General features: G+C 73.5%; 24 protein-coding genes, 1 tRNA gene, 1 pseudogene and 2 riboswitches. Of the genes and pseudogenes, 13 read left to right on the plus strand and 13 right to left on the minus strand.

The genetic code is table 11. The features are described 5' to 3' along the window. Entirely contained in the window at positions 1-960 is a 960-nt protein-coding gene (locus tag KSED_RS01840) for a sugar ABC transporter permease (protein WP_012801875.1), read from the plus strand. Next, positions 960-1,961 (plus strand): LacI family DNA-binding transcriptional regulator, encoded by a 1,002-nt coding sequence (locus KSED_RS01845; protein ID WP_012801876.1) that lies wholly within the window; start codon positions 960-962, stop codon positions 1,959-1,961. Before KSED_RS01840 ends, KSED_RS01845 begins: the two co-directional genes overlap by 1 nt. Before the next feature lie 4 nt (positions 1,962-1,965). Here the strand turns inward: KSED_RS01845 and otsB are convergent, their stop codons facing one another. Both otsB and KSED_RS01855 read right to left on the minus strand, forming a co-directional pair. Further along, positions 1,966-2,832: a trehalose-phosphatase gene (gene otsB / locus KSED_RS01850; protein WP_012801877.1), complete on the minus strand. Its 867-nt coding sequence runs from the start codon at positions 2,830-2,832 to the stop codon at positions 1,966-1,968. Next, positions 2,829-4,319: an alpha,alpha-trehalose-phosphate synthase (UDP-forming) gene (locus tag KSED_RS01855; protein ID WP_041290829.1), complete on the minus strand. Its 1,491-nt coding sequence runs from the start codon at positions 4,317-4,319 to the stop codon at positions 2,829-2,831. The genes otsB and KSED_RS01855 overlap by 4 nt, the downstream gene beginning before the upstream one ends. A 134-nt stretch (positions 4,320-4,453) precedes the next feature. Between KSED_RS01855 and KSED_RS13360 the strand changes: the two genes are divergently transcribed. The 4 genes from KSED_RS13360 to KSED_RS01875 all read left to right on the plus strand — a co-directional run bounded on the left by KSED_RS13360 (position 4,454) and on the right by KSED_RS01875 (position 9,080). After that, entirely contained in the window at positions 4,454-6,409 is a 1,956-nt protein-coding gene (locus KSED_RS13360) for a serine/threonine-protein kinase (RefSeq protein ID WP_012801879.1), read from the plus strand. A 168-nt stretch (positions 6,410-6,577) separates the two neighbouring features. Then, positions 6,578-6,734, plus strand: a riboswitch (cyclic di-AMP (ydaO/yuaA leader). Between the two features lie 6 nt (positions 6,735-6,740). Next, positions 6,741-7,667 carry a transglycosylase family protein gene (locus tag KSED_RS13365; protein WP_012801880.1) on the plus strand — a complete coding sequence of 309 codons (927 nt, stop codon included), beginning with the start codon at positions 6,741-6,743 and terminating at the stop codon, positions 7,665-7,667. A gap of 261 nt (positions 7,668-7,928) precedes the next feature. Continuing rightward, positions 7,929-8,082: riboswitch (cyclic di-AMP (ydaO/yuaA leader) on the plus strand. A 6-nt stretch (positions 8,083-8,088) separates the two neighbouring features. Continuing rightward, complete coding sequence (locus tag KSED_RS15615) at positions 8,089-8,913, plus strand: transglycosylase family protein (RefSeq protein ID WP_012801881.1); 825 nt, start codon at positions 8,089-8,091, stop codon at positions 8,911-8,913. 91 nt (positions 8,914-9,004) lie between these two features. After that, a tRNA-Thr gene (locus KSED_RS01875) sits at positions 9,005-9,080 on the plus strand. Positions 9,081-9,175: 95 nt separating this feature from the next. On the opposite strand, the gene KSED_RS01880 is transcribed toward KSED_RS01875, so the two are convergent. Both KSED_RS01880 and KSED_RS01885 read right to left on the minus strand, forming a co-directional pair. Further along, on the minus strand, positions 9,176-10,207 hold the full coding sequence (locus tag KSED_RS01880; RefSeq protein WP_012801882.1) for an LLM class flavin-dependent oxidoreductase: 1,032 nt from the start codon (positions 10,205-10,207) through the stop codon (positions 9,176-9,178). Beyond that, positions 10,204-10,851, minus strand: coding sequence for an SDR family oxidoreductase (locus KSED_RS01885; RefSeq protein WP_012801883.1), 648 nt, complete (start codon positions 10,849-10,851; stop codon positions 10,204-10,206). Before KSED_RS01885 ends, KSED_RS01880 begins: the two co-directional genes overlap by 4 nt. 47 nt (positions 10,852-10,898) lie before the next feature. Between KSED_RS01885 and KSED_RS01890 the strand changes: the two genes are divergently transcribed. From KSED_RS01890 to KSED_RS01900, 3 genes are read left to right on the plus strand one after another with little or no spacing between them, the layout of a single operon-like run. Beyond that, positions 10,899-11,543, plus strand: a complete 645-nt coding sequence (locus KSED_RS01890; RefSeq protein WP_012801884.1) for an MBL fold metallo-hydrolase — start codon at positions 10,899-10,901, stop codon at positions 11,541-11,543. Beyond that, complete coding sequence (locus KSED_RS01895) at positions 11,540-11,935, plus strand: thioredoxin family protein (RefSeq protein WP_143827325.1); 396 nt, start codon at positions 11,540-11,542, stop codon at positions 11,933-11,935. Before KSED_RS01890 ends, KSED_RS01895 begins: the two co-directional genes overlap by 4 nt. 5 nt (positions 11,936-11,940) lie before the next feature. Continuing rightward, positions 11,941-13,341, plus strand: coding sequence for a glucose-6-phosphate dehydrogenase (locus tag KSED_RS01900; RefSeq protein WP_012801886.1), 1,401 nt, complete (start codon positions 11,941-11,943; stop codon positions 13,339-13,341). Between the two features lie 4 nt (positions 13,342-13,345). On the opposite strand, the gene KSED_RS01905 is transcribed toward KSED_RS01900, so the two are convergent. Then, entirely contained in the window at positions 13,346-13,642 is a 297-nt protein-coding gene (locus KSED_RS01905) for an ArsR/SmtB family transcription factor (RefSeq protein ID WP_012801887.1), read from the minus strand. A 46-nt stretch (positions 13,643-13,688) separates the two neighbouring features. Between KSED_RS01905 and KSED_RS01910 the strand changes: the two genes are divergently transcribed. Both KSED_RS01910 and KSED_RS01915 read left to right on the plus strand, forming a co-directional pair. Then, positions 13,689-14,933 (plus strand): MFS transporter, encoded by a 1,245-nt coding sequence (locus tag KSED_RS01910; RefSeq protein WP_169307766.1) that lies wholly within the window; start codon positions 13,689-13,691, stop codon positions 14,931-14,933. Between the two features lie 22 nt (positions 14,934-14,955). Continuing rightward, positions 14,956-15,234: pseudogene (locus KSED_RS01915) on the plus strand (FAD-dependent oxidoreductase); the annotation flags it as partial. A 54-nt stretch (positions 15,235-15,288) separates the two neighbouring features. Here the strand turns inward: KSED_RS01915 and KSED_RS01920 are convergent. From KSED_RS01920 to KSED_RS01955, 8 genes are all read right to left on the minus strand, one after another. Then, positions 15,289-15,975: an ABC transporter ATP-binding protein gene (locus KSED_RS01920; RefSeq protein WP_012801890.1), complete on the minus strand. Its 687-nt coding sequence runs from the start codon at positions 15,973-15,975 to the stop codon at positions 15,289-15,291. Then, entirely contained in the window at positions 15,972-16,958 is a 987-nt protein-coding gene (locus KSED_RS15005; RefSeq protein WP_012801891.1) for an ATP-binding cassette domain-containing protein, read from the minus strand. Before KSED_RS15005 ends, KSED_RS01920 begins: the two co-directional genes overlap by 4 nt. Further along, positions 16,955-17,788 (minus strand): ABC transporter permease, encoded by an 834-nt coding sequence (locus KSED_RS15010; RefSeq protein ID WP_012801892.1) that lies wholly within the window; start codon positions 17,786-17,788, stop codon positions 16,955-16,957. Before KSED_RS15010 ends, KSED_RS15005 begins: the two co-directional genes overlap by 4 nt. Further along, entirely contained in the window at positions 17,781-18,758 is a 978-nt protein-coding gene (locus KSED_RS01935) for an ABC transporter permease (RefSeq protein ID WP_012801893.1), read from the minus strand. Before KSED_RS01935 ends, KSED_RS15010 begins: the two co-directional genes overlap by 8 nt. A 4-nt stretch (positions 18,759-18,762) precedes the next feature. Beyond that, entirely contained in the window at positions 18,763-20,409 is a 1,647-nt protein-coding gene (locus KSED_RS01940; protein ID WP_012801894.1) for an ABC transporter substrate-binding protein, read from the minus strand. A 54-nt stretch (positions 20,410-20,463) separates the two neighbouring features. After that, positions 20,464-22,257 (minus strand): BCCT family transporter, encoded by a 1,794-nt coding sequence (locus KSED_RS01945; protein ID WP_041291095.1) that lies wholly within the window; start codon positions 22,255-22,257, stop codon positions 20,464-20,466. A 239-nt stretch (positions 22,258-22,496) separates the two neighbouring features. Then, positions 22,497-23,168, minus strand: coding sequence for a response regulator (locus tag KSED_RS01950; RefSeq protein ID WP_012801896.1), 672 nt, complete (start codon positions 23,166-23,168; stop codon positions 22,497-22,499). Then, complete coding sequence (locus KSED_RS01955; protein ID WP_169307767.1) at positions 23,165-24,364, minus strand: sensor histidine kinase; 1,200 nt, start codon at positions 24,362-24,364, stop codon at positions 23,165-23,167. Before KSED_RS01955 ends, KSED_RS01950 begins: the two co-directional genes overlap by 4 nt. 179 nt (positions 24,365-24,543) lie before the next feature. Between KSED_RS01955 and KSED_RS01960 the strand changes: the two genes are divergently transcribed. Beyond that, a complete protein-coding gene (locus tag KSED_RS01960) occupies positions 24,544-25,524 on the plus strand; it encodes an FtsX-like permease family protein (RefSeq protein WP_198479774.1) in 981 nt (326 codons plus the stop codon). Beyond that, positions 25,521-26,300, plus strand: coding sequence for an ABC transporter ATP-binding protein (locus KSED_RS01965; RefSeq protein WP_012801899.1), 780 nt, complete (start codon positions 25,521-25,523; stop codon positions 26,298-26,300). The genes KSED_RS01960 and KSED_RS01965 overlap by 4 nt, the downstream gene beginning before the upstream one ends. The last annotated feature ends 54 nt before the right edge of the window (positions 26,301-26,354 follow it).

The following is a 26,354-nucleotide window of genomic DNA, read 5'->3' on the forward strand; positions in this document are numbered from 1 at the left end:
ATGAGCACTGCCATCAACCCATCCGATGCGGTGGGGCCCCAGGACGGTGCCCCCGTCGCCGGGGTGACCGATGAGGAGTCCTCGCCCCCGCCGGCCAGCAGGACCCGCATGGTCGGCCAGCGCCGGGGGACCGGTACCTGGTGGAGGCACCTGCTGGTGTGGGTCGCTATCGCCTGGTCGCTGTTCCCCATCGTGTTCATCCTGTCGGCCGCGCTGAACCCGGCCGGAACGCTGGCCACCTCGAGCCTCATCCCCAGCGGGTTCTCTCTCGAGAACTGGCGGGAGCTGTTCGAGACCCGCCCGTACTGGACCTGGTACCGCAACGCGCTGGTCATCTCGCTGGTCGCCACCGCCGGGGCCGTGTTCATCGGTGCCTGTGCGGCGTACGCCTTCTCCCGTCTGCGCTTCACCGGTCGCCGGCCGGGCCTGTTCGCCCTGCTGCTGGTGCAGATGTTCCCCGCCTTGCTGACCTTCGTGGCGCTGTACTTCACGATGGTGCGCGTGGGGGAGATCATCCCGGCCATTGGCCTGAACACCTCCCTCGGCCTGATCCTCGTGTACCTCGGTGGCGCGATGGGGGCGAACATCTGGTTGCTGAAGGGCTACTTCGACACCGTGCCCCGTGAGCTGGACGAGGCCGCGACCATCGACGGCGCCTCCCACGCCCGCATCTTCTTCACCATGACGCTGCGTCTGGTGGCCCCCATCCTGGTCACGGTCGCGATGCTCGCGTTCGTGCAGTTCTGGGGCGAGTTCATGCTCGCGAGCATCTTCCTCAAGGACGCCGATGCGCAGACCCTGGGCGTCGGCCTGTGGCAGATGCAGCAGGGCAACGAGAAGAACGCCCAGTTCGGCGAGTTCGCGGCCGGCGCGCTGCTGGCGTCCATCCCGGTCGTCGTGCTGTACCTGGTCTTCCAGCGCCAGCTCGTCAGCGGTCTCACCTCCGGCTCGGTGAAGTGATGTTGCGGCCGACGCGCCTGCAGGACCTTGCCGCGCGCGCCGGTGTCTCCCAGGCGACCGTCAGCCGGGTGCTCAACGGGCACAGCGTCCGCCCCGCCTCCTCCGATGCGGTGGTGCGCGCCCTGGACGCGCTGGGCCTGGACCGCCCGGCGCACCTGCAGCCGCGGCGCGGCGGCCTGGTGGGGCTGATCACCCCGGAGCTGTCCAACCCGATCTTCCCCGCGCTGGCCCAGGCCATCGAGACCCGGCTGGCGCCCAGCGGGTACACGGCGGTGCTGTGCACCCAGGCCGTCGGGGGCGTGAGCGAGGAGGACTACGTCGAGCTGCTGCTCCAGCGCGACGTCGCGGCGCTGGTGGTGGCCTCCGGGACGCACGCCGACACGCGCAACAGCACCGAGCGCTACCAGCGCCTCATCGACCGCGGGCTGCCGCTGGTGCTCATCAACGGCACGCGCGATGAGGTGGCCGACCACTGCCTGGCCTGCGACGACGCCCTCGGCGTGGAGATGGCCCTGGAGCACCTGGTGAGCCTGGGGCACCGCCGGATCGGCCTGGCGGTGGGGCCGCGCCACTTCGTGCCGGTGCGCCGCAAGGTCCGCGCACTGCGTGCCGTCGGGGAGCGGCTGGGGGTGCAGGTGGACGTGGAGCACACCTTCTACACCGTCGAGGGCGGCGCGGCGGCCGGCACGGCCCTGCTGGACCGGGGCGCCACCGCGGTCGTGGCGGCCAGCGACCTGATGGCTCTGGGGGCCATCCGCGAGGCCGTGGCCCGCGGGGTCCAGGTCCCGGGGGAGCTGTCGGTGGTCGGGTTCGACGACTCCATCCTGATGCAGTTCACGAACCCCCCGCTGACCACCGTGCGCCAGCCGGTGGAGGCCCTCGCGCGGGCCACGGTCGACCGGCTGCAGTGGCAGCTCCAGGGGCAGGAGCCCCCGCGCCACGGCGAGGTGCTCTTCGCCCCCGAGCTGGTGGTGCGCGGGACCACGGCCGCCGTCGGCTGAGGGATCAGCCTGCTGCGGCGGCCTCCCGGGCGTCGGCGAGCTCGGTCAGCAACCGGGCGACGTCGTCGATGCCGTCCACGCGGGAGCTCGCACAGGTGGGCTCCGGCCCCACCTTGACCAGCACCGCGCCGGCCTCGTCGGCGAACGCCCGGAACACCGTCTCGTCGGTGACGTCGTCGCCGGCGAACCACAGGGTGTACCCGGGAGTGCGCTCGCGGTGGCTGCGCCGGTTCCAGCGGTCCTGCCCCAGGCGGTGCACGAGCTCCGCGAGAGCCTCGCCCTTGGTGGTGCGCAGCACGCTCAGCTCGAGCACGTCCTTGCCCAGCAGGGGTTCCACGCCGCAGCGGCGGCCCAGCCGTCGCACGGCACCGCGTGCCGCGAGGGCCACCTCCGGGGTCGCTCGCCGGGTGTGCACCACCACGCCGGCGGCCTTCACCTCCAGCGTGGTCCCGGGGTGCTCGGCCACCAGTCCGCGGGCGCCGGCGATCAGCATGTCCCGCTGGGCCACCTCGTCCTCGTCCAGGCCGGTGGGGGCGTCCTGGCCCACCCGCCACTGCTCGCCGCCGTGGGACCCGAGCAGGGAGACACCGTCCTGCGGGCCCAGCCCGCTGAGCTGGTGAAGGGTGGTGACGTCACGGCCGCTCACCAGGACCACCTGGGTGGTCGGCAGGGCGGCCAGCCGACGCAGGGCGGCGATGGAGTCGGGGTGGGGGACGACGGCCATCGGGTCGTCCTGGAAGGGGGCCAGGGTGCCGTCGAAGTCGGTCGCGACCACCAGCCACGGGGTCCGCGCCAGGTGCGCCTGGTCCGGGGGCGGGAGCGGCGCCCCGGCGCTCGCGGCCGGTTCGGGGGTGCGGGTGGTGTCCGTCATCGGCCCTCCTGGGTGTCCTCGGCGTCGGTGATGACCGCCGGCTCGTGCTCGTCCCGCGGCGGCTCGGCGGGGGCGTGCTCGAGGGCCAGCAGGAAGGTGCGGCTCCAGGTGTGGACGTCGGAGTCCAGCACCACCTGCCGGAGGGACTCCATGCGCCGCCGCTTCTCGGCCTCGTCGTCGGTCATCGCCCGCAGGATGGTCTGCTTCAGTCCCTCGATGTCGTGGGGATTGCACAGGTAGGCGTCGTGGAGCTCCTCCGCCGCGCCGGTGAACTCGCTGAGCACCAGTGCGCCACCGCCGTCCACCTGGCAGGCCACGTACTCCTTGGCCACCAAATTCATGCCGTCGCGAAGGGGGGTGACCAGCATGACGTCCGCGGCCAGGAAGAGGGCCGCCATGTCCTGCCGGGGGTGGGAGCGGTGGATGTAGTGGATCGCCGTGGCCCCGATGGGGGAGTGGTCGCCGTTGAGGTGGCCCACCGTCCCCTCCACCTGCTCGCGGAGGTTGCGGTAGGCCTCCACGCGCTCGCGGCTGGGGGTGGCGATCTGGACGAAGGTGGTCTGCGGCGGGGCGACCTTCCCCTCATCGAGCAGCTCGCCGTAGGCCTTGAGGCGGTGGCGAATGCCCTTGGTGTAGTCGAGGCGGTCGATGCCTAGGATGAGACACTCGGGGTCACCAAGGGAGTGACGCAGCTCGACGGCGCGTTCCTGCACGGAGGTCGTGCGGGCCATCTCGTCCAGCTGTCGCGAGTCCACGCTGATCGGCACCGCGGCGGCGCGGACCCGGCGACCGTCGTCGGCCGTCAGGGTGAGGACCTCGCCCTCCTGGGTCACGCCGGTCAGGCGGGCCGCGGACCGGCGGAAGTTGCCGGCGTCGTCGTCCCGCTGGAAGCCGAGGAAGTCGGCCCCCATCAGGCCGCGGAGGATCTCCCGGCGCCACGGGAGCTGGGCGAAGAGCTCCATCGGGGGGAAGGGGATGTGGTTGAACCACCCGATCCGCAGGTCGGGGCGCAGGTCGCGCAGCATCTGCGGGACCAGCTGCAGCTGGTAGTCCTGCACCCACACCGTCGCGCCCTCGGCGGCCACCTCGGCGGCAGCCCGGGCGAAGCGCTCGTTGACGCGGCGGTAGCTGGCCCACCACTCACGGTGGAAGCCCGCCGAGACGATCACGTCGTGGTAGATGGGCCAGATGGTGTCGTTGCAGAAGCCCTCGTAGTAGTCCCGGACCTCCTCGGCGGTCAGCGGCACCGGGTGCAGGTGGATGTCGTCGTCGTCGAAGGGGTCGGGGGCCTCGCCGGCCTCCCCGGCCCACCCCACCCACGCGCCGTCGGTGACGCGCATGACGGCCTCCATCGCGGTGACCAGGCCGCCGGGGGAGGTGCGCCACTGCGTGGTGCCGTCGCTGTCCACCACGCGGTCCACCGGCAGTCGGTTCGCCACCACCACGAAGTCGAAGGTGTCGGAGCTGCTGGGCTGGGTCACGGTCATCCTCCCGGTGGGGCGCAGGGGCCCCTCACGGCCACCTCACCACACGCCGGTGGGGCTCGCAAACGACGGGTGGCCTCCTTGATCCGTCGCGGGTCGCAGGCCCCCGCGGGCACTGTCCCCCTACCCTCGAGGGCATGGAGATGACGCAGGTGGGGCCGTACCGGCTGGAGGAACGGCTCGGGCACGGCGGCATGGGCACCGTGCACCGTGCCACGGACCGGTTTGGCCGGGCCGTGGCCGTGAAGGTGCTGCACCCGCACATCGCCTTCGACGTGTCATCGCGCACCCGCCTGGAGCGGGAGGTCTCCACCCTCGCCCGGGTCCGGCACCCCCGCGTCGCGAGCTTCCTGGACGCGGACGTGGACGGGCAGTTCCCGTACATCGTCACCGAGTTCGTGCCCGGCATGCCCCTGGACGAGCGCGTCGCCGTGGACGGCCCGCTGGACGGTGAGGCGCTCCACCGGTTCGTCGCCGGTGTGCACGAGGCGCTGCGCGCCATCCACGCGGTCGGGGTGGTGCACCGCGACCTGAAGCCCGGCAACGTGATGGTCGACCGCTCGGGTGACCCCGTCATCATCGACTTCGGCATCGCCCACATCGGGGAGGAGAGCCGGCTCACCGCCACCGGGCTGGTCATGGGCACGCCCGGCTACCTGGCCCCGGAGCTCATCGAGGGCGGGCAGCCCACCGTCTCCACGGACTGGTGGGGCCTCGGCGCGGTCCTGGCCTTCGCGGCCACTGGGCGGAACCCCTACGGAGGGGGGCCGAACGAGGCGATCCTGGCCCGCATCCGCCGCGGTGAGCACGACCTGCGCTCCATGGACCCGCAGTGGCGTCCGCTGGCCGAGGCCTGCCTCGCGGTCGACCCGGGGGACCGGCCGACGGTCGCCGAGGTGCGTGAGGTGATCGCCCGGGGCGGGGGGTCGCTTCCGGAGCGTCAGGCCACCCAGCCGCTGGGAGTGCAGGGCCCGATGGGGGAGGCCACCGTGCCCGTCGCGGGCACCGCGACGGGCGCCACCCAGCCCGTGGGTCGTGCGACCTCCCGCCTGCCGGGCGAGGGCGGCGGGCCCGACCCGGACGCGACGCAGCCGGTGGACCGCGCGGCCACCCGTCCCCTCCCGCGGGCGGCGGCCTCCCGGGGTGCGCAGCCCGTGCCGCCGCCCGCGACGGAGGGCTTCCTGCAGCCGCCCGCCCAGCACCGTGACCAGCCCGCCGGACGGTTGCGGGAGCCCGAGGCCCCCACCTGGGGTGCCCCGGGGGCGGCCGGTCCCCCGGTGGCGGGTCAGCAGCCCGGGCCGTCGGCTGCGGGGTACCAGGGCGGCCCGCCGTCCGCCGGGTACCAGCCGGGCCCGCCGTCCGCCGGCTACCGGCCGGAGGGGCCCCCCGCAGGGTGGGGGCCGGCAGCCGGCGAGCCGCAGCCGGTGCCGCCGCGCCACCAGGACTCCGGGGCGGTCCGCATGCCCCGCCGTTCCCAGCTGCACCCCTACGACCCCCGGACCCGGCTGCCCCGGCACAGCTGGGTGGTCCTCATGGGATCGGTGCTGGCGGTCACAGCCACGATGCTCTGGCCCGTCGCGACCGGGGTCGTGGTCGTGGCGTGGATCCTGGTCGCCCGGTGGGCCGACCACGTGGCGATGGCCCACCTCAAGCGGCTGTTCGCACGCGGGCGCCGCACCGGGGACACCTGGCGGATCGTCACCGGGGCGCCCTGGCACCTGGTGACGGCCATGGTGCGCGGCACCGCATCGCTGATCGCCCCGGCGTTGCTGGGCGGTGCGACGGTGGTCGCGGTGAACTTCGCGCTGGGCTACGACCCGCTGCGGTCGTTCACCGCCTCCGGCGCCGGAACGGCCACCGGGCTGGACAACGCACTGGCCTGGGGCGCCGGCGCGTTCGTGACGGTGGTCTGCCTGTGGTGGGGCATCGACAGTGCGTCCCTGCGGCGGGGTACGCGCCTCACCCTGGGAGGTGCCCTGCGGACCACGGCGGCGGAGGTCGTGGTGGCCCTCGTCCTGGGGGCGACGGCCATCGCCTGCGTGCTGTGGGGGCTCTCACAGGGGTGGCCCACAACCCTTGCGCCGTGGCGGTGAACGGCCTCCGCGAGGGGGGCCTGTCCACAAGCAGGACTTGACCTCACCACTCATCTCGCTATCGTTGCGCCCTGTGTCTGGCCCAAGGCCGACACGCTGCACAGCAGAAACACCCATTCAGAACAGCATTCGCGCACCTGCCGCCCAATCCCGCCACGGGTGCGCTTGACCGGGACCGTCCCGGGACCATGGCGGGTGTGGGGGACCCACAGCAGTACGCGGAGGATCCCTTCGCTCGGGGTGAAGCCCTGCGCAACGCGCGAGGCCGGGACACCTGACGTTCCGAACCCGACAGCTCACTCCACCGGCGGTGCAGTCAGGAAGGATCCCGATGTCCCGTTCTCCCCTCAAGACCCCTCGTACCCTCGGCGCCGCTGGCGTCTCCGGCGCCTTCATCGTCGCCGGCTTCGCCGCCGCCTCCCCGGCCAACGCCTCGTCCTACGACGCCTCCGTGTGGGACCGCGTCGCCCAGTGTGAGTCCAACGGTAACTGGTCGATCAACACCGGCAACGGCTACTACGGTGGCGTGCAGTTCTCCAACACTTCCTGGCAGGGCGTGGGCGGCCTCGAGTTCGCCCCCCGTGCCGACCTCGCGACCAAGGCCGAGCAGATCGCTGCCGCGCAGCGCCTGCTGGCCATCCAGGGCCCCGGCGCCTGGCCGCTGTGCTCCGTCAAGGCCGGTCTGACCTCGGCCAACGGTGGTGCTGACCGCAACGCGATGCCGGGCGACTCCGCCCCGGCCCCGAAGCCCGAGCCGAAGCCGGAGCCCAAGCCCGAGCCGAAGCCCGAGCCCAAGCCCGAGCCGAAGCCGGAGCCGAAGCCGGAGCCCAAGCCCGAGCCGAAGCCGGAGCCCAAGCCCGAGCCGGCACCCAAGGCTGAGCCGGCCCCCGAGGCCACCACCTGGACGATCGAGCGCGGCGTCAACCTGCGTCCGGCCGCCGGGATGGACAACACCCCGAAGGACGTCCTGACCGCCGGCACCACCGTTGAGGGCGTCAAGCTCGACAGCGGCTGGGTGAAGACCGACGAGGGCTACTTCTGGCACACGTTCGGCACCACCGGTGACCTCGAGGTCGTCGAGTCCGGCACCTACACCATCCACCACGGTGTGAACGTGCGTCCGGCCGTCGGCATGGACAACAGCCCGCTGGGCATGTACCTCAAGGGTTCCACCGTCGAGGGCGAGAAGCTGGCCAACGGCTGGGTCAAGACCGACCGCGGCTACTTCTGGCACACCTTCGGTACCTTCAACGGCTGAGACAGCCCTCCCACCCGGCCCCCGGCCGAGTGATCACCGCGCCCCCGCACCCTCCAGGTGCGGGGGCGCGGTGCGTGTACGGGCTCTCCTACTCCGTATCCAGCGGTTCCTCGCGCAGCACTTGACGGCTGGCCCCCCGTCGCTACCCTTGGAGCCGCATCCCCCTCCAGTTGGATGTGCAGTGCCTGTTCCACCTCCATCACACATACCCCTCATGCGCGCGTCCGCCGCCCAAGTTCGCCACCGACGCGCCTCTGCCGGGAAGCTCCCGGGCCATGGCGAACGTGGGGAACCCAGGTTCCCGCCGGTGACTGCATCGTGCCGGCTCGGGGTGAAGCCTCTGTCGTTCAAGAGGCCGGGACACCTGACGTCCCGAACCCGACAGCTCACCCCACCGGCGGTGCCGTCAGGAAGGAAACCCATGTCCCAGATCCCCTCCACCGTGAAGGCCCGCGGTACTGCCGCAGCCGGTATGGCCGGTGCCTTCGTGGTCGCTGGCTTCGCCACCGCGGCCCCCGCCAGCGCTGCCTACGACGCGACCGTGTGGGACCGCGTGGCCCACTGCGAGTCCCGTGGCAACTGGTCGATCAACACCGGCAACGGCTACTACGGCGGTCTCCAGTTCCACCAGATTTCCTGGAAGGGTGTCGGCGGCCTCGACTTCGCGCCGCGCGCCGACCTGGCCACCAAGAGCGAGCAGATCGCCGCGGCCCGCCGCCTGCTGTCCCTGCAGGGCCCCGGCGCCTGGCCGATGTGCAGCAAGTACGCCGGCCTGACGCGCGACAACGGTGGCGCCGACCGCTGGGCCATGCCCGGCGACCCCACGCCCCCGACGCCCCCGGAGCCGCCGACCCCCCCGACGCCGGACCCCACCCCGGACACCGACACCTGGACCATCACCGACCGGGTGAACTACCGCTCCGGTCCGGGCATGTCGCACGCGGTCACTGGCAAGCTCCTGCCGGGCACCACCATCGAGGGCACGAAGCTCGCCAGCGGCTGGGTCAAGACCACCGAGGGCAAGTACTTCTGGCACAGCTTCGGCACCACGGACTCGGTCGACACCCCCGACCCGGGCACCTACACCATCAAGCGTGGCGTGAACGTGCGCTCCGGTCCGGGCATGTCCTACTCCATCCTGGGCCAGTACTCCGCCGGGGCCACGGTCGCCGGTGAGAAGCTCTCCAGCGGCTGGGTCAAGACCGACCGCGGCTACTTCTGGCACACCTTCGGCACCGCGAACTGATCTCACCGCGGACCAGGTCCGCTCACCACCAGGCCCCCGCCCGGCACCTGCCCGGCGGGGGCCTGGTGGCACCTACACTGTCTGACCGCACGCCCCTGTAGCTCAGTTGGTAGAGCAGCTGTCTTGTAAACAGCAGGTCGCGGGTTCGACTCCTGTCGGGGGCTCCACACCAAGCTGCCGGCCACCCCACACGGGGTGGCCGGCTTCTTGTTCTCTCACGGGCCCGGGGCCGCACCCCGAGCGCGTCGGCTGTCCTGGTCGGTCAGCCCTCCGCGGCCGGGGTGAGCCCCCACGCGTCGGCCAGCAGCTCGGCGGAACGCACCCGCATCGCCGGGTCGAAGGTGTAGGTCGTCGTGATCACCTCGTCGAGCGCGTACTCGTCCACGAAGGCCTGCAACTGGTCGGTCACCTGCGCGGGGTCGCCGACCATGCGCACCCCGTGCCCGTCGGCCATGCGCAACAACTCCTCGGGCACCACCCGGGTGATGTCCTCGACCGGGGGCTGCAGCGCCTGCGGCCGCCCGGAGCGGATGGCAGCAGCCATCTGCTGGGAGGTCGTGAACAGGTGCTCGGCTTCCTCGGTGGTGGGCGCCACCAGGGCGTTCACCCCGGCCATCACGTACGGGGCGTCCACCTGGGCGGTCGGCGCGTCGGCGGTGAAGTTCTGCCGGTAGAGGTCCAGGGCCTGACGCAGCTGGGCCGGCGCGAAGTGCGAGGCGAAGCTGAAGGGCAGACCCAGCGCGGCGGCCACGGCGGCCCCGCCCGTGGACGACCCGAGCATCCATAGCGGCACCCCGGTGCCGCCGCCGGGGACGGCGCGCACCGAGCCCACCGCATTCTCCGGCTCGTCGCCGAGCCAGCGCGACAGCATCGCGACGTCGCTGGCCACGTCGTCCAGCTCGGCGGAGCGCCGAGCCAAGGCCGAGGCCGTCATCGGGTCGGTGCCCGGCGCGCGACCCAGACCGAGGTCGATGCGGTCGGGGAAGAGCGTGGCCAAGGTGCCGTAGTACTCGGCCACCATCAGCGGGGAGTGGTTGGGCAGCATCACCCCGCCGGACCCGAGGCGGATCCGGCGGGTGTCGTGCCCCAGGTGCGCGATGAGGAGCGCGGTCGCCGAGGACATGAAGGTGCCGGTGTTGTGGTGCTCGGCGATCCACAGCCGGTGGTAACCGAGCTCGTCCAGCCGCTCGGCGTAGGTGCGGGAGGCGGCGATGGCTTCGGCCGGGGTCATGCCCTCCGACCGGGGCACCAGGTCCAGCACCGAGAGCCGGACGCGGGAGGCTGGGGCGGTCACGCGATCGCCTCGGCCAGCGGCGTCCCACCGGTGTTCAGGGTGATGGTGCGGCGCAGCGACGCGTGGGCACCCTCGCCCAACACGTGCGCGATCGCCGCGGCGACGTCGGCGCGCGGCACCTCCGTGGCCTCGGCGGCGGTGGTGTCCACGCGGCCGGTGCCGGCGTCCTCGGTGAGCTTGCTGGGGGCGAGGATCGTCCACGCCAGGGAGCTCTCCCGCAGGTAGGCGTCGGCCACGGCCTTGGCCTGGGTGTAGTGGAAGAAGCCCATGTCGAAGGGCAGCGGGTGGTCCAGCTGGGCACCGAAGAAGCTGACCATGACGTAGCGGGGGACCCCGGCGTCGCGGGCGGCCTTCATGGATGCGATGGCGGCCTTCTGGTCGACCCCGTAGGTGCGGGCCAGGTCGCCGCCACCGGCGCCAGCCGACCACACCACGGCGTCCTTGCCCCGCATCGCCTGCACCAGGTCGGCGTGCTGGGCGTGCTCGACGTCGAGCACCAGTGGCGTGGCACCGGTGGCGGCCACGTCGTCCTGCTGCTCGGGCTTGCGGATGACGCTCGTCACCCGGTCCCCGCGCTCGGCCAGCAGCCGGGCGGCCTGCAGGGCGATCTTGCCGTGTCCTCCGATGATCAGGATGTCAGTCATGTCCCCCACTCTCTCGCAGGGCCCCGACCGGTTGTCACACTGGGGGCATGTTGATCGCCGAGCTGTCAGCCGTGACCGTCCACCGCACCAGCGTCTCCGAGATGGACAACCGGTGCTACGTCATCACCTCCCGGGGCACGGGGGCGCAGGTCCTCGTCGACGCCGCCGCGGACGCGCCCGCCCTGCAGGGTCTGCTGGCCGAGGCCGCGGTGGGCGAGCCGGACCTGCGCGCCATCGTCACCACCCACCGCCACTGGGACCACGTGCGGGCCCTCGCGGAGCTGGCCACGGACGGGGTGGAGCTCCTCGGCGGCGAGGCCGACGCGGCCGCCATCGAGGAGGAGGCCGGGCTCGCGGCCGGGAGCGTCCGCCCGCTCGAGCATGGCGAGGCCGTGCAGGTGGAGGACATCGAGCTGCAGGTGATCTCGCTGCGCGGGCACACGCCCGGGTCGGTGGCGCTCGCCCTCGTCGACGGCGGCGAGGTGCACCTGTTCACCGGCGACTCGCTCTTCCCCGGCGGGGTGGGCAAGACCTCGGGTCGGGCCGACTTCGAGCAGCTCCTGGGGGACGTCCGCTCGCAGTTGTTCGACGCCTTCGACGACGAGGCCCACGTGCACCCCGGCCACGGCGACCCGACCACGCTGGGCCAGGAGCGCCCGCAGCTCGACGAGTGGGCCGAGCGCGGGTGGTGAGCACCAGCGGCACCGCGGATCCCCCCGGTGTCGCGGAACCCCTGGCGCGGGTGCGCCGGGTGGAGGACCTCTCGGGCCTGATGGGGGAGCGCGGCCGGACCGTGGTGGTCTGCTTCAGCGGGTCCTGGTGCGGCAGCTGCTCGCTGTTCGAGCCGACCTTCGAGGCCGTGGCCGGTGAGCTGGCCGACCCGGAACGGGCGTTCGCGCTCGTGGACACCCAGGAGCTGCCGGCCCTGGCGACGGCCTACGCCATCCAGACAGTGCCCACCGTGGTGGTGCTGCGGGACGGGGTGGTGGTCGACCGGATCAACGGGGTGGTGACCGCGCGGGAGCTGCGGCGGCGGGTCTCGGCCGGCGGCACTGCCGGGGCGGGACCGACCGTGGCACAGTGAGCCCCATGAGCGCTCCGTCCTCGCCCGCCCACCCCACGCTCGTGATCCTGGGGGCCTCCGGTGACCTGACGCAGCGGCTGCTGCTGCCCGGCATCGGGACGCTCCTGGCGACCCAGCCGGAGCGAGGGCTCACCCTCATCGGGGTGGACCGCGAGGACCGGGGTGCCGAGTGGGCCGAGCTGGTGCGCACCCGCCTCGAGGAGCAGGAGGTGCCCGCCGCCACCGTCGAGCGGGTGCTGGCCGACCTGCGCTTCGAGCAGGTGGACCTGCTCCAGGGCACGCAGCTGGCGGATCTCGTCGGGGGGCTCGAGGGGCCGGTGGTGCTCTACTTCGCGCTGCCGCCGGCGGTCACCATGGCCGCGTGCGAGCAGCTGCGCGGCGCCGACCTGCCCAGCGACCTGCGGCTGGCGCTGGAGAAGCCCTTCGCCGAGGGGGCCGAGAGCGCCGCGGAGTTCAACGCCCAGCTGCTGCAGCTGGTCCCGGAGAACCAGATCTTCCGGGTGGACCACTTCCTGGGGGTGGCGACGCTGCTGAACTTCATCGGCATGCGCTTCTCCAACCGCATCCTGGAGAAGGTCTGGAACGCCGAGGACATCGCGATGGTGGAGATCACCTACGACGAGGACCTCGCCCTGGAGGGGCGTGCGGGTTACTACGACACCGCTGGGGCGCTGCGCGACATGCTCCAGAGCCACCTGCTGCAGGTGCTCGCGATCGTCGCGATGGAGCCGCCGGCCCGCATCGACGCCGACGAGCTGCGCGACCTCAAGGCGCACGTGCTGAACGCCACCCGGCTGTGGGGCGACGACCCGGTGGTGGCCTCCCGCCGGGCGCGGTACACGGCCGGGGTGATCGGCGACCGCGAGGTGCCGGACTACACCGCCGAGGAGGGGGTGGACCCCTCGCGCGGGACCGAGACCCTGGCGCAGGTCGTCGTCGAGGTGCAGACCAACCGCTGGACCGGGGTGCCGTTCGTGCTGCGCAGCGGCAAGGCGCTGGGGGAGAAGGCCAAGGAGGTGCGCATCACCTTCCGCGACGTGCGCCACCTCCCCGCGGGCCTGACCGGTCAGCAGGGCCCCGACCAGCTGGTGGTGAGCCTCAAGCCTGGACCGGTCGAGCTGCACCTGACCATGAACGCGACCGACCCCACCCGCATCGAGCAGAAGGTGCTGACCACCACTGTGGGGGAGCCCGAGCTGCTGCCCTACGGCGAGGTGCTGGCCGGCATCCTCGACGGCGACCCGCTGCTGACCGTGCGGGGTGACAACGCGGTGCAGTCCTGGCGGATCATCGAGCAGGTGCTCGGCGCCTGGGAGTGCGACGAGGTGCCGCTGGAGGAGTACGCCGCCGGGTCCGCCGGGCCCGCGGGCTGGGACGTGGGGCCGGAGGGCCCCGCCCGGCGCTGAGGGGTCAGCCGGCGTCACCCGGCTCGTGGTCGGCGCCCATCACGTGCAGCAGCCGGTGGGCCGTCTCGTCCACCAGCCGGTAGCGCATCGAGCGTCCGTCCCGGGTCGCCTCCACCCAGCCCTGCGAGCGCAGGGTCCGCAGCGCCTGGGAGGCCGTGGCCTGGCTGATGCCCGCGGCCTCGGCGAGCTCGGCCACCGACGAGCCGGGGTGGTGGTGCATCCGGTCCAGCAGGCGCAGCCGGGTGGTGTCCCCGAGCAGGTCGAAGCGCTGCGCCCACTGGTTGTGACGGTCGGTGGCCATGCCCCGAGAATCCCACACCGGCCCGCGAGCCAAGTACCCTCGCGGCGTGCCCCACTCCACCGACCGCCAGAGCCCCCGCGCCCCCGGACTGTTCAGCCGTTCCTACGTCCTGATGCTGGTGGGCATCGTCGGCGCGTTCCTCAACTTTGCCCTGCTGCTGCCGGTCGTCCCGGCCTGGGCCGAGCGCCTCGGCGCCTCCTCGACCGGCGTCGGGGCCACGACCACGGTCATGATGGCGGCGTGCGTGCTGGGCCAGGTGGGCATGCCCTGGCTGCTGCGGAGGTTCGGCTTCGTGAAGCCCTACGTTGCCGGCCTGGTGTTCATGGGCGCCCCGGCGCTGCTGCTGCCGTGGGCCTCGGCACTCGAGGCCGTCTACGCCATCCAGGCGGTGCGCGGCCTCGGTTTCGGTGCCGTGGTGGTGGCCGGCTCGGCGCTTGCGGCCTCCCTGGCCCCGCCGCGACTGCGTGGCCGCGCGGTGGGCATGTACGGCGTGGCCATCGCGGCCGCACAGATCCCGGCGCTCCCGGCCGGCATCCCGTTGACGCACTCCGTCGGCTGGACCTCGGTCTTCCTCCTGGCCGGCGCGGTGGCCGTGCTGGTCGCCCCGGTGGCTGCCGGCATCCGCGAGGCAGCCGGCGATGCGGACGGCGCACCCGCCGAGGGCGCGGGCGCGCCGGTGACGGACCGCTCCCGCCCGTGGCCCACCCCGGCGTTGGTGCTCCTGGCGACCTCGCTGGCCTACGGCGCCGTGGGCACCTTCCTGGGCATCGGCCTGCAGGACGCGGCGGCCGTCTTCTGGGCCCTGCTGGTGGTCTCGGCCGGCCAGATGGTGGGCCGCGCGTGGGCCGGTGCCTTCAGCGACCGCCGCGGGGTGGGTGCCCTGCTGGCGCCGATGACCGCGCTGTCCGCGGCCGGCATCGCCGCGATGGCCACCGCCATGACCGAGCCGGCCGACCTGCCGGGGTGGCTGCCCGAGGTGCTGGCCGCCGACCAGACGGCCGTGCTGGGGGCCGCGCTCTTCGGCATCGGCTTCGGTGCCCTGCAGAACGACACCTTCGTGCTGATGATCGAGCGCGCCGGGGCCGCCCGCCTGGGCACGGCCTCGACCGTGTGGAACGTCGGCTACGACGCCGGCACCGGCCTAGGCCCCATCGTGGTCGGGACGATGGCGGGGGCCACCGGGCTGGCCGGCGGGTTCGGCGTGCTGGGCGGGGTGGCGCTGGTGACCCTGCCGGTGGCGCTGGCCCTCGGGGTCTCCGAGGCGCGCGCCCGACGCACCGCGGCGGGGTGACCTCCCGGGGCATGATGGCCGCGTGACCCCTGCACCGGACGACCACCGCCCCGCGCCCACCGGCGAGTCCGCCGACGTCCTCGTGGTCGGGCACGGCCTGGCCGGCCTCGTCACGGCGGCCGAGCTGCTGGCCGCCGGCCGTCACGTCACCCTGCTCGACGCGGAGGGCCCGCAGGACCTCGGTGGCCAGGCCTGGTGGTCCTTCGGCGGGCTGTTCCTGGTGGACAGCCCCGAGCAGCGCCGGCTGCGGGTGCGCGACTCCCTGGAGCTCGCCTGGGCGGACTGGCAGCGCACCGCCGGGGTGGTCACCGGTGGCTGAGTCCGTCCCGACCTGCCCCGATGGGGTGGGCCCCGGTCACGCCGCCCCGTCCCCGGCGTCGCCGGTCAGGTCCGCGAGCGCCAGCACCCGGTCACTCGGCCGGTCGCACCAGCGCGCGAGCAGCTCCGCATCGTGGCTGATGGTCAGCACGGTCAGCCCCTCCTCCACGCGCTCCCGCAGCAGCGCGACCACCGAGGCGGTGGTCGCCGGGTCGAGCATGGCCGTCACCTCGTCGGCCAGCAGCACCTGCGGCTCGCCGATGAGGGCGCGCCCCAGGGCAGCGCGCTGCAGCTGGCCGTCGGAGACCGCCGCCGGGCGCCGGCGCAGCAGGTCCGGGGTGAGGCCCACCGCATCGGCCATCGCGTCCACCGTTCGCCGGGTGCGGGCCGCCGGCCGGCGACGGAGCTCCAACGGCTCCGCGATGGCCTGCCGCAGGGTCATGCGCGGGCTCACCGAGCGGCGCGGCGACTGGAACAGCATGGCCACGCCGTGCGCCGGGTGACCGGGCACGACCGGGCGACCGGCCACCTCGACGGTTCCCCGGGCCGGCGCCACCAGGCCGGCGACCACCCGGCACAGGGTGGACTTGCCGGCGCCGTTGGGCCCGGTCACCGCCGTGGTCGTCCCCGCCTCCAGGGCCAGGGACAGGTCGCGCAGCACGGGGGGTGCGCCACGTTCGGGGGCAGCGGTCACACCGTCCAGGCGCACCATCGGCTGCATCATCGGGCACCTCCTGGGCGGTCCGTCGTGCCGGTGGTGCCGGGGTGCGGGCCCATGCCCGCTGCGAGGCGGTCGTCGACGGAGGGGGGAGTCACCGCATCGAGCAGGGAGGGCGGCGCGCCCCCGAGGGGGTGCAGTCCGTACCGGGGCAGGGCGGACACCAGGGCGCGGGTGTAGGCGTGGCGCGCCACCGGGTCCGGGCCCGTGGTGTCGTCCGGCGCCTGCGGGGGACCGGGCGGGGCCAGCAGCCTCTCGGCCGGGCCGTGGTCGACCACCTGCCCGGCGTACATCACCGAGACCTCGTCCACCCGTCCGGTCCGGGCGCCGAGCGACGCGAGGTCGTGGGTGATCAGCAGCACGGCGGCGCCGCCGTCCGCGGCCGACCGCAGCAGGTCGAGCACGGCCTCGCGGCTCTCGGCGTCCAGGCTGGCGGTGGGCTCGTCGGCCAGCAGCACCGCCGGGCGGCCGGCCGTGGCCAGCACGTAGGCCACCCGGGCGGCCATGCCGCCGGAGAGCTGGTGCGGGTACAACCGCGCCACCCGGGCCGTGAGCCCCACCCGCTTCAGGTGGCGGGCCACCAGCGCATCGAGCGACCGGCCCCGCAGCCCGTGGGCCTCGGGGGAGAGCGCGCGCAGCGTCTCGGCCACCTGCGGCCCCACCCGTCGGGTCGGCGTCAGCAGCGTGGCCGCGGACTGCGGCACCAGGCCGACGTGGTGGCCGCGCAGGTGCTGCCAGGGGGCCTCGTCCGTGGGGTCGAGGGTGTGGCCGGCGATCTCGAGGGCGCCGGCCACCTGCGTGCCGGCGGGCAGCAGGCCGATGAGGACGCTGGCCAGGATGGACTTGCCGCACCCGGACTCGCCCACCAGGGCATGCACCCGACCCGTGTGGAGCTCCAGGTCCACGGCGTGGGCCGCGTGCACCCAGGACCGCCCCCCGGAGACGGGCAGGCGGACCGAGAGCCCGGCCACGCGGGCGGCCGCGCTCATGCCGGCACCTCCGCCCGCTCGGGGGCGTCCACCGAGCGCATCGCGTCCGTCAGCGCCCGGCCCACCCCGCCGACCGCCAGCGTGGTCAGGGCCAGCGCGGCACCGGGGGCGACCAGGGACCACCAGGCCCCCAGCAGCACGTCCGAGCGGGCCTGGGCCAGCAGCGTGCCTAGGGAGGCCTCGGTGGGCTGCAGGCCGACCCCGAAGAAGCTCAGCGTGGACTCGTGGAACACCGCGTGCGGCAGCAGCAGCATCACCGCGACCAGGGCCTGCGGCAGGGCGGCCGGCACCAGGTGGCGCCGCAGCACCTGCCAGCGCGTGGCACCGGCCAGGCGGGCGGCGTCCACGTACTGCGAGCGCCGCACGGCCAGCGCCTCCGCGCGCACCAGCCGGGCCACGGTGGGCCAGTGCGTCAGTGCGATGGAGGCCACGATCGCCACCACCGAACCGGGGTACATGGCCACCACCACCAGGCCCAGCACGAGGTGCGGCAGCGCGGCCACCGCATCGCCCGAGCGCATCAACAGGGCGTCGGCCCACCCGCCCAGGGAGGCTGCGGCCGCGCCCACGAGCACCCCGATGAGGACGCTGCCCAGTGCCGCGAGCACCGCGATCGCCAGGCTGACGCGTAGGCCCTGAGCCACCCGGACGAGGAGGTCGCGCCCGGCGTGGTCGGTGCCGGCCCAGTGCGCACCCGAGGGGGCCTGCAGGGCGCGGGAGAGGTCGACCCCGGAGCCGATCACCCACGGCCCGGCCACGGCGAAGAGCACCAGGGCGGCCAGGGTGCCCACGGCGAGGCGCCCGGCGGTGGTGCGGGTCAGCTCACGCATCGATCTCCACCCTCGGGTCCAGGGCCAGGTGCACCACGTCCGCGAGCCACGAACCCACCAGCACCAGCACGGTGGTCAGCGTGGTGAGCGCGGCGAGCAGCGGGAAGTCCAGCTCCAGGGCGGCGTCCACCATCGCGCTGGCCACCCCCGGCCACGCGAACACCTCCTCCACGATCACCGCGCCCACCACCAGCTCGGGCAGGCGCAGCCCGACCAGGGTGGCCACCGGCACGAGGGCCGGCGGCACCACGTGGCCGCGGCGGATGGTGCGGGCCGAGAGTCCACGCGCCCGGGCGCCGCGCACCGCATCGGAGGTCATCGTCTCAGCCACCGACTCGCGCGCGGCGAGCACCAGCCAGGGCAGCTGGGAGAGGGCCAGCACGACGACCGGCAGCGTCGCGTGGCGCAGCAGGCCCGATGCGGTGACCTCCTCACCCGGGCGCCCCAGGCCGCCCGAGGGCAGCAGCCCCCAGGCCACGGCGAACAGCAGGATGGCCACCATGGCCAGCACGTAGGGGGGCAGCGCCTGCAGCACCAGCGCCGTGCCGGTGACCAGCCGGCCCCACCAGGAGCGGGGCCGCAGCCCGGCCGCCACGCCGCCGGCCAGCCCCAGCACCAGGGCCAGGGCCATCGCGGGCAGCGTGAGCAGTACCGTCCACCCCACGCGCTCGAGCAGCACCTCGGCGACGGGCTGGCGGAACACGCGGGAGAAGCCGAGGTCGCCCCGCAGCAGGTCGGTCAGCCACCACCACCATGCCTGCCACCAGGGCGCGTCCGTGCCGGCGGCCCGGCCGATCACCGCGCGCTGCTCGGGGGTGAGGCGCTGGTAGCGGTCGCCCAGCATCGCCTCCAGGGGGTCCAGCGGGCTGGCAGACGCCAGCGCGAAGACCGCCAGCGAGACCACCAGGGTCACCGGGACCGCCCACGCCAGGCGCCGCACCGTCATCCGGCCGATGCGGGTCAGCTCCACGCGGTCACTCCCAAGCCCCCACGTTCCACCACGGGCCCCAGGCCACACCGTGCGCGTGCGGCTCGACCACCAGGTTGCCGGTGGAGTACCCGTGGGCGTCGTGCACGTAGGTGTGTTCCAGGAAGGCCAGGTACACCCCGTTGGGGTCCTGCACGACCTGCTCCTGCACCTGGCGGTAGAGCGCGTTGCGCGCCGCGGGGTCGGTCTCGGTGCGCGTCTGCTCGAGCAGGCGGTCGAGCTCCTCGCTGCCCTGGCCGCCGGGGTTGTAGTAGAAGGCCGCCCCCTCCAGCGGGGTGTGCACGGCGCTGAACACCTGGCTGTCGATGCTGTACGGCTTGTCGCCACCGCCCAGCAGGATCGCGAGGTCCTGGTACTGCGGCTCGATCTCGTCCCAGGTCATGGCCCGCGTGGAGACGTCGATGCCGACGTCCTTGAGGTCCTCGGCGAAGGCCGTCGCCAGGTCCCGGCGCACGGAGTCCTTCGGGTCGTAGGCCACGGTGAACTCGGCGCGCTCGCCGTCCTTGGTGCGGATGCCGTCCTCGCCCGTCGTCCAGCCGGCCTCGTCCAGCATCTGCTCGGCCCGGTCGGGGTCGTGCTCGAACGTGAGGTCCGCGTACGCCTCGCCGTAGATGGACGAGACCGGGGTGGCGGCCGGGGTGCCGTGGCCGCCGAGCACGGTGTCGATCATCGCCTGCCGGTCCACGGCGTGGTTCATGGCGATGCGGGTGGCGGCGTCCTGCGCGATGGCCGCGGTGGCCGGGAAGCTCACCCCGCGCCAGTCCGCCGTGCTGGCGGTGACGAGCTCCAGATGCTCGGACGCCTCGGCGGTGGACTCGGCCAGCTTGGGCGGCAGGATGGTGCCGTCGACCTCCCCGGTGCGGGCCTGCTGGGCGCGGGTCCCCTCATCGGGCACGCGGGTGATGGTCAGCTTCGGCACGGCGCCGGGCTCACCCCAGTAGTCGTCGAAGCGCTCGAAGGTGGCCTCGGTGGGCTCCAGGGAGGTCAGCCGCATCGGGCCGGTCCCCACGGGCTCGCGGTTGAGGCTCGACTCCGTCGCCGGCCCGCCGGTCAGCTTCTCCTGAGGCGCGATGCCGAGCAGCAACCGGCTGGGGAAGTCGGCGTAGGCATCCGTCAGGTGGAAGACCACCTCGTCGCCCTCGGCCTCCACCGACTCGACCATGTCGTAGGCCCACGCGACCTCGCTGGCCGATGCGGGGTCCAGCACCGCCTCGTAGGTGGCCACCACGTCCTCGGGGCCGAGCTGGGACCCGTCGTGGAAGCTCACCCCGTCGCGCACGGGCACGCGCCAGGTGGTGAGGTCCTCCGAGGCCGTCGGGGCCTCGGCGGCCAAGGCGGGCTCGAGCTCGGGGAGCTGCTCCGGGTCGGTGCTCCGCAGGCGCAGCAGCCCCTCGTACACCGGGGTGCCACCCTGCTCGCCGTAGCCGGAGACGGGGTTGAAGGCGCCGAGCTCCTCGGTGCCGGCCACCACCAAGGCAGGGTGTTCGTTCCCCTCCCCGGAGCCACCCTCCTCGCCTGCGGACGTGCCGCCGCCCCCGCCCGGTGTGGTGAGTCCACACCCGGCGAGGGCGGTGGCCGTGATGGCCAAGGAGGTGGCGATCAGGCGACGGCGCGGGATCGGGGTGGAAGTCACCCGCGCATGTTATCTGATCAACTAATCAGATGCGGATGGCCTCCACGCGGCGCCTCAGGCGGTGCCGTTCAACCGGCTGGAGCCGGTCACCTCCTCGGAGGGACGGTCCTCCCCGGCCTCGTACAGCTCGTGCTGCTCGTAGGCCGCGGTCTCGGGGGCCGCGATGACGTGTCCCTCGCTGTCCATGTAGTGCGGGTCCTGCTCGAGGGCCGTGTCGGACCACGCCTCGTCGCCCTCGGCGCGGCGACGCTCGACCTCCTCGGGCGGCAGCACCTTGCGGTACCGGCGCGTGGCCAGCGGGAGGAGCTCACCGGCGTCCTCCTTCATGGCCCGGTTCAGCGCCCAGATCATGAGGTACCCCATCACGAAGAAGGGCAGGCCCACGATCGTGATGACGTCCTCCAGGGCCGAGATGCCGGCATCCGGCGAGAAGGTCAGCAGCACCGCCGCGATGGCACCGACGGTGATGGCCCAGATGATCCGCTGGAGGACCGGCACCCGCTCGTCCTCGTCGTGACCGCGGGCCATGGAGTCCATCACCAGCGAGGCCGAGTCCATCGAGGTCACGAAGAAGATGGCCACGATGGCGATCGAGAAGACCGACATGAACGTGGTGAACGGGAAGTGCTCCAGGAACTCGAACAGCGCCACCTCGGCACCGTCGTTGAGCACGGAGTCGACCAGCTGGCCGCCACCCTCCTGGTTGCGGATGATGTCGAAGCTGGCGAAGCCGAAGATGCCGTACCAGATGATGGAGAAGCTCACCGGGGCGGCGAGCACGCCGACGATGAACTGGCGGATGGTGCGACCGCGGGAGATGCGGGCGATGAAGATGCCGACGAAGGGCGACCAGGTGATGGTCCAGGCCCAGTAGAAGATGGTCCAGCCGTCCTGCCAGCCGGGGTTGTCGTCGAACGAGTCGTTCCAGAAGGCCAGGTAGGGCAGGTTCTGGGCGTACAGGCCCACGCCCTCGATGGTGCCGCGCAGCAGGTGCAGCGTCGGGCCCGAGATCAGGACGAACACCATCAGGCCCACGGCGGCCAGGATGTTGGCGTTCGACAGCACCTTGATGCCCTTGTCCAGGCCGGCGATCACCGAGCACAGGGCCAGGACCGTCACCACGCCGACGATGAGCAGGATGCTGAGCGTGGACTGGTCGATGCCCAGCACGGCGCTCAGGCCGGCGTTGATCTGCAGCGTGCCCAGCGCGATGGAGACGGCCACACCGAACAGCGTTCCGACGATCGCGACGATGTCGATGGTCTTGCCGATGGGGCCGTGGATGCCCTTGTCACCCAGCAGCGGGTGGAAGAGGGAGGACACGCGCGGGGGCAGGTTGCGCTGGTAGATGAAGTACGCGAAGGCCAGCGACGGCAGGGCGAAGATCGTCCAGGTGTGCAGCCCGAAGTGGTAGAGCGTGAAGCTCATGGCCTCGCGGGCGGCGTCCACGCTCTCGGGCTCCACGTCCGCCATCGGCGGGTTGGCGAAGTGGTTCACCGGCTCGGCCACACCCCAGAACATCAGGATGGTGCCGATACCCGCCGCGAACAGCATGGCGAACCACGCCGGGAAGGAGTGGTCGGGCGCCTCGTCGTGGGGGGAGAGCCGGATGCGTCCGAAACGGCTCATGGCCGTGACGATCAGGTAGATCAGGAAGACGGTCACGCCGAGGATGTAGAACCAGCCGAGGTTGCCCAGCAGCCAGTCCGACCCGGACTCGAAGGTGTTGGCCATCGTCCCGGGGAAGGACAACGTGATGACGATGAAGACGATCGCGACGGCGAACGAGCCGAAGAAGATCGTCGGTGAGGTCCGCAGACCCATCGCGTCGTGCAGTTTCTGCAACATGTGGGTGCCTCGATCGTGGTCGGTGTGTGTGGTCACGCAGCCGTGCTCCTGACTGAGCCGGGTCTCGACACACTCGCCCGTCGGCACCCAGCCGCGTCAGTCCGGTTTCACCATAACGCCGTCGTCGGCCGGGGCAAGGGACACGAGGCCCCGGGGGCAGCGGCCGGCGTGGTGGACCCGCCCACCAGCTTCACCCTGACCGGCACCCCGCGGACGGGGCACCCCGCTTCCCCGGCGCGTCAGTCGAGCAGGCCGAGCTCCCGTGCGCGCCCCACCGCGGCTGTGCGGTTCGTGACCCCCAGCGTGGTGAACACGTGCACCAGGTGGGTCTTCACCGTGGCCTCGCCGATGCCCAGCTCGCGTGCCACCTGGCGGTTGGTCTGCCCCCGGGCCACCCCACGCAGCACCTGGAGCTCCCGGTCCGTGACGCGCGGTGCCGCCTCGGCGGTGGTGGCACGGGCGCCGGTCACCAGGTGCGCTGCCGCCGCCGGTGCCAGGACCGTCTCGCCCGCGGCGGCCCGGGCCACCCCGTCGCGGAGGCTCGTCGGCGGGGCGTCCTTCAGAAGGTAGCCCGAGGCGCCCGCCTCCACCGCCTGCAGGACGTCGTCCCCGTCGTCGTGGGCGGTGAGCACCAGCATCGGCGTGGCCACCCCCAGCCCGCGCAGGTCCTGGATCAGGGCGGCCCCGTCGGGTCCGGACCCGAGGTGGAGGTCCACCACCACCACGTCCACGGCGACCCCGCCCAGCGGGCCCCCGGCCCCGGTCAGCAGGGCGAGCGCCTCGCCGTGGGACCCGGCCTGGGCGGCGACCTCGATGTCCCCGGTGGCGCTGAGCACCGCCGTCAAGCCGGCGCGCACAACCGGGTGGTCGTCGACGAGCACCACCTGCAGCGGGGCGTCGCGGGTGCTCACGCCGGCACCTCCACGACGACGTGCGTGCCCCGGCCGGCGGGCGAGCGCAGGGCGAAGCTGCCGCCGAGGTCCTCGGCGCGGTCGCGCGCGCCGGCCAGCCCCGTGCCCCGATTCGCCCCCGGGGCCGCCCCCGGGGCCGCCCCCGGGGCCGCCCCGGGGGCGACGGGGGCGACGGCAGCCTCCGGGCCCGCGCCGACCCGTGCCCCGCCCCGGCCGTCGTCGCGGACCTCCAGCCGCACCGCATCGGGGGTGAAGGCCAGCTCGACCCACGCCTGGGAGGCGCCGGCGTGCTCGGTCACGTTGCCCAGGGCCCCCTGCGCGATCCGCAGCAGCCCCACCTCGGTGGCGGTGGGCAGCTCCCGCGGGGTGCCGGTCAGGGTAAAGCTGGTGGGCGGGTCCACCACGCCGGCCGCCGCGCGGCGCAGCGCGTCGGCCAAGGTGCGGCCGGGCTCGCGCCGCAGCGTCTGCACCACCCGCCGCGACTCGGCCAGCCCGTCGGCAGCCACCTCCTCGATGCGGGGGAGCACCTCCTCGGGCCGACCACCGGCCCGGGCCAGCAGCAGCACCGACGTGAACGACTGCACCACCGTGTCGTGCAGGTCCCGGGCGATGCGGTGTCGCTCGGCCAGGGCGCCGGCCTCCGTGTGGGCCGCGGCCAGCTCCTGGCGGGTGGACCGCAGCTCGGCCACCAACCGCGCCCGCGCCTCGGACTCCTGCCGCAGCCGGGTCATGGTCCACGCGCCCAGGATGCAGGCGGCCGCCGCGAGTGCGGGACCCAGCACCCCACCCCATCGGCCGTCCTCCTGGGCGAGCTCCACCACCCCCACCACCGCGGTCAGCGCGAGCACGGCAGGCACCGCTGCCACCAGCGGCAGGTGCATCAGCCAGAGCAGGAAGAGCGGGAAGGCCACCCAGGCGAAGGCCTCGTGCGTGGTCATCAGGGCGGCCCACCCGACGCTCAGGGCCACCAGCCACACCGCGGCGCCGGTGTACGGCCGCCGGGGGGTCGAGTTGCGCAGCCGGGGGGTCAGCAGGCCCGCGAACGCGAGCCACCACACGGACGAGGCCACCAGGAAGGTCCACCCCGGCAGGTCGGGGTTGCTCCCGTCGCCGGCCTGGGCCCCGGACCGCCAGGTGGCCAGTGCCAAGAGGGACAGCAACAGGGCGCCGGCGAGCAGGCGGGCGAGGCGGTCCATGGCCACACGGTAGGGCCTGCAGCGTCTGCGAGGGGACGTCGCGGCCTCCATCGTTCGGTGGAGGCCCACCCCATCAGGTGGGTGATGTGGCACCCCCGGCGCGCGCGATCCACTGGTGAGGACCCCGCGTCAGGAGCACCGACGGTGCCGGGGGTCCTCAGGTGGGAGGAAAGATGTTCGTGGCACTGCGCGACGCATGGTTCGCGCGAGGACGGTTCGCGGTGATGGGCCTCGTGGTGGCCCTCGTCGCGCTGCTGGTGGTGGCCCTCAGCGGGCTGACCGCGGGGTTGGGGGCGCAGAGCGTCTCGGCCCTGCGCGCCCTGCCGGGGGAAGCGGTGGTGGTGGCCGCGCCGGCCGAGGGGGAGTCCCCGGAGCTCGCGCGCAGCCAGCTGACCGAGGAGCAGGTCGCGGGGCACGAGGGGGAGGCCCTCGGCATCGCGACCGCCCGCATCGAGCTGGACGAGGGCACCGAGACGGTCACCGTCTTCGGGGTCGACCCCGACGGCGCCCTGGCTCCGGAGCAGCTCGTGGCCGGGGCGACGGTGGGTGAGTCGGGGACGCTGGAGGGGGTGTCCCCGGACGACGCGCACCTGTCCTTCAACCACCTGCCGGTGGTCTGGGTGCCGCTGGAGGTGTGGCGCGAGCTGCCGATGGCGACCGGTTCCCGGGCCTCGGCGCTGGTGCTGCCGGACGAGCCGGGTGAGGCCCAGGTGGCCGGTGGGCAGGCGCTCACGCGGTCCGAGGCGCTGGACGCGGTGGGTTCCTACTCCTCGGAGCAGGGTTCGCTGCAGCTGATCCAGGGCCTGTTGCTGGTGGTCTCCGCCGTGGTGGTCAGCGCCTTCCTCACCGTGTGGACCATCCAGCGCACCGGTGACCTCGCGGTGATGCGGGCGCTGGGTGCCACCCGCCGCACGCTGGTGGGTGACGTGCTCACCCAGGGGCTGCTGCTCCTGCTGGTCGGTGGGGGCGTCGGCGCCCTGGCCGCCACCGGGCTGGGGGCGTGGGTGCTGAGCACCGACGCCGTGCCCTGGGCCCTGACCCCGATGACCACGGTCGTGCCGTGGTTGCTGCTGGTGGCCGCGGGCCTGGTGGGCGCTGCGCTCGCCGTCCGCCGTGTCCTGACGATCGACCCCGCGCTGGCCCTGGAGGGAGCCCGATGAGCCTCGAACTGACTGATGTGACCGTGACCTTCCCCGACGGTGAGGGCGTGCGCCACGTGCTCGACGGGTTGGACCTGTCGGTGGCTGCCGGCGAGGCGGTGGCGCTGACTGGGCCCAGCGGCTCGGGCAAGTCGACCCTGCTGGCCGTGGCCGGGTTGCTGCGCCGCCCCGATGCGGGGAGCGTCCGTCTGGGCGGGCGCGAGTGCGGCGACCTGTCCTCCTCCCGGCGCGATGCGGTGCGGCGCGAGCTGGTGGGGCTGGTGTTCCAGCAGGCCAAGCTGCTGTCGGCCCTCACGGCCCAGGAGCAGCTGGAGCTCGTGGCCCGGCTGCGCGGGGCCCGGGGCGGTGCCCTGCGGCAGGCGCAGGACAAGGCCCGGTCGTTGCTGGCAGAGCTGGGCATGGAGGAGGCGGCCGGCCACCGGCCGCACCAGCTCTCCGGCGGCCAGCAGCAGCGGGTGGCCCTGGCCCGGGCGCTCATGAGCGACCCGGCGGTGCTACTGGTGGACGAGCCCACCTCCGCGCTGGACCCGGCGCGGGCCGGTGAGGTCTTCGCCCGGTTGGCGCGGATCGCGCGGGAGCACGACGTGGCCATCTTGGTGGTGACCCACGACGAGCGACACCTCGGCCTGATGGATCGGGTGTTGACGATGGACTTGGGACGCGCCGTCCTGGCCGATGCCGTAGGTGAGTGGCGGCGGGAGGAGACGGCGGACTCCCACGAGCCGGTTGCGGCGGGGACGGCCCGACCGCGGGGCGCCTCCCTGTTGACGGTCTGAGCCCTCGCGGGTCAGTCCCGCGTGAAGTCCGTCCAGGCCGCGCGGGCGGGAGTC

It is taken from the genome of Kytococcus sedentarius DSM 20547 (assembly GCF_000023925.1).
Lineage (GTDB): Bacteria > Actinomycetota > Actinomycetes > Actinomycetales > Dermatophilaceae > Kytococcus > Kytococcus sedentarius.

Coding starts and splice junctions, on each gene's coding strand:
- KSED_RS01965 (WP_012801899.1), top strand. CDS start 25,521: ATGAGCCTCGAACTGACTGATGTGACCGTGACCTTCCCCGACGGTGAG.
- otsB (WP_012801877.1), bottom strand. CDS start 2,832: ATGACGGACACCACCCGCACCCCCGAACCGGCCGCGAGCGCCGGGGCG.
- KSED_RS01845 (WP_012801876.1), top strand. CDS start 960: ATGTTGCGGCCGACGCGCCTGCAGGACCTTGCCGCGCGCGCCGGTGTC.
- KSED_RS01890 (WP_012801884.1), top strand. CDS start 10,899: ATGTTGATCGCCGAGCTGTCAGCCGTGACCGTCCACCGCACCAGCGTC.
- KSED_RS01900 (WP_012801886.1), top strand. CDS start 11,941: ATGAGCGCTCCGTCCTCGCCCGCCCACCCCACGCTCGTGATCCTGGGG.
- KSED_RS01955 (WP_169307767.1), bottom strand. CDS start 24,364: ATGGACCGCCTCGCCCGCCTGCTCGCCGGCGCCCTGTTGCTGTCCCTC.
- KSED_RS01945 (WP_041291095.1), bottom strand. CDS start 22,257: ATGTTGCAGAAACTGCACGACGCGATGGGTCTGCGGACCTCACCGACG.
- KSED_RS01840 (WP_012801875.1), top strand. CDS start 1: ATGAGCACTGCCATCAACCCATCCGATGCGGTGGGGCCCCAGGACGGT.
- KSED_RS13365 (WP_012801880.1), top strand. CDS start 6,741: ATGTCCCGTTCTCCCCTCAAGACCCCTCGTACCCTCGGCGCCGCTGGC.
- KSED_RS01885 (WP_012801883.1), bottom strand. CDS start 10,851: ATGACTGACATCCTGATCATCGGAGGACACGGCAAGATCGCCCTGCAG.
- KSED_RS15615 (WP_012801881.1), top strand. CDS start 8,089: ATGTCCCAGATCCCCTCCACCGTGAAGGCCCGCGGTACTGCCGCAGCC.
- KSED_RS01855 (WP_041290829.1), bottom strand. CDS start 4,319: ATGACCGTGACCCAGCCCAGCAGCTCCGACACCTTCGACTTCGTGGTG.
- KSED_RS01920 (WP_012801890.1), bottom strand. CDS start 15,975: ATGATGCAGCCGATGGTGCGCCTGGACGGTGTGACCGCTGCCCCCGAA.
- KSED_RS15010 (WP_012801892.1), bottom strand. CDS start 17,788: ATGCGTGAGCTGACCCGCACCACCGCCGGGCGCCTCGCCGTGGGCACC.
- KSED_RS13360 (WP_012801879.1), top strand. CDS start 4,454: ATGGAGATGACGCAGGTGGGGCCGTACCGGCTGGAGGAACGGCTCGGG.
- KSED_RS01905 (WP_012801887.1), bottom strand. CDS start 13,642: ATGGCCACCGACCGTCACAACCAGTGGGCGCAGCGCTTCGACCTGCTC.
- KSED_RS15005 (WP_012801891.1), bottom strand. CDS start 16,958: ATGAGCGCGGCCGCCCGCGTGGCCGGGCTCTCGGTCCGCCTGCCCGTC.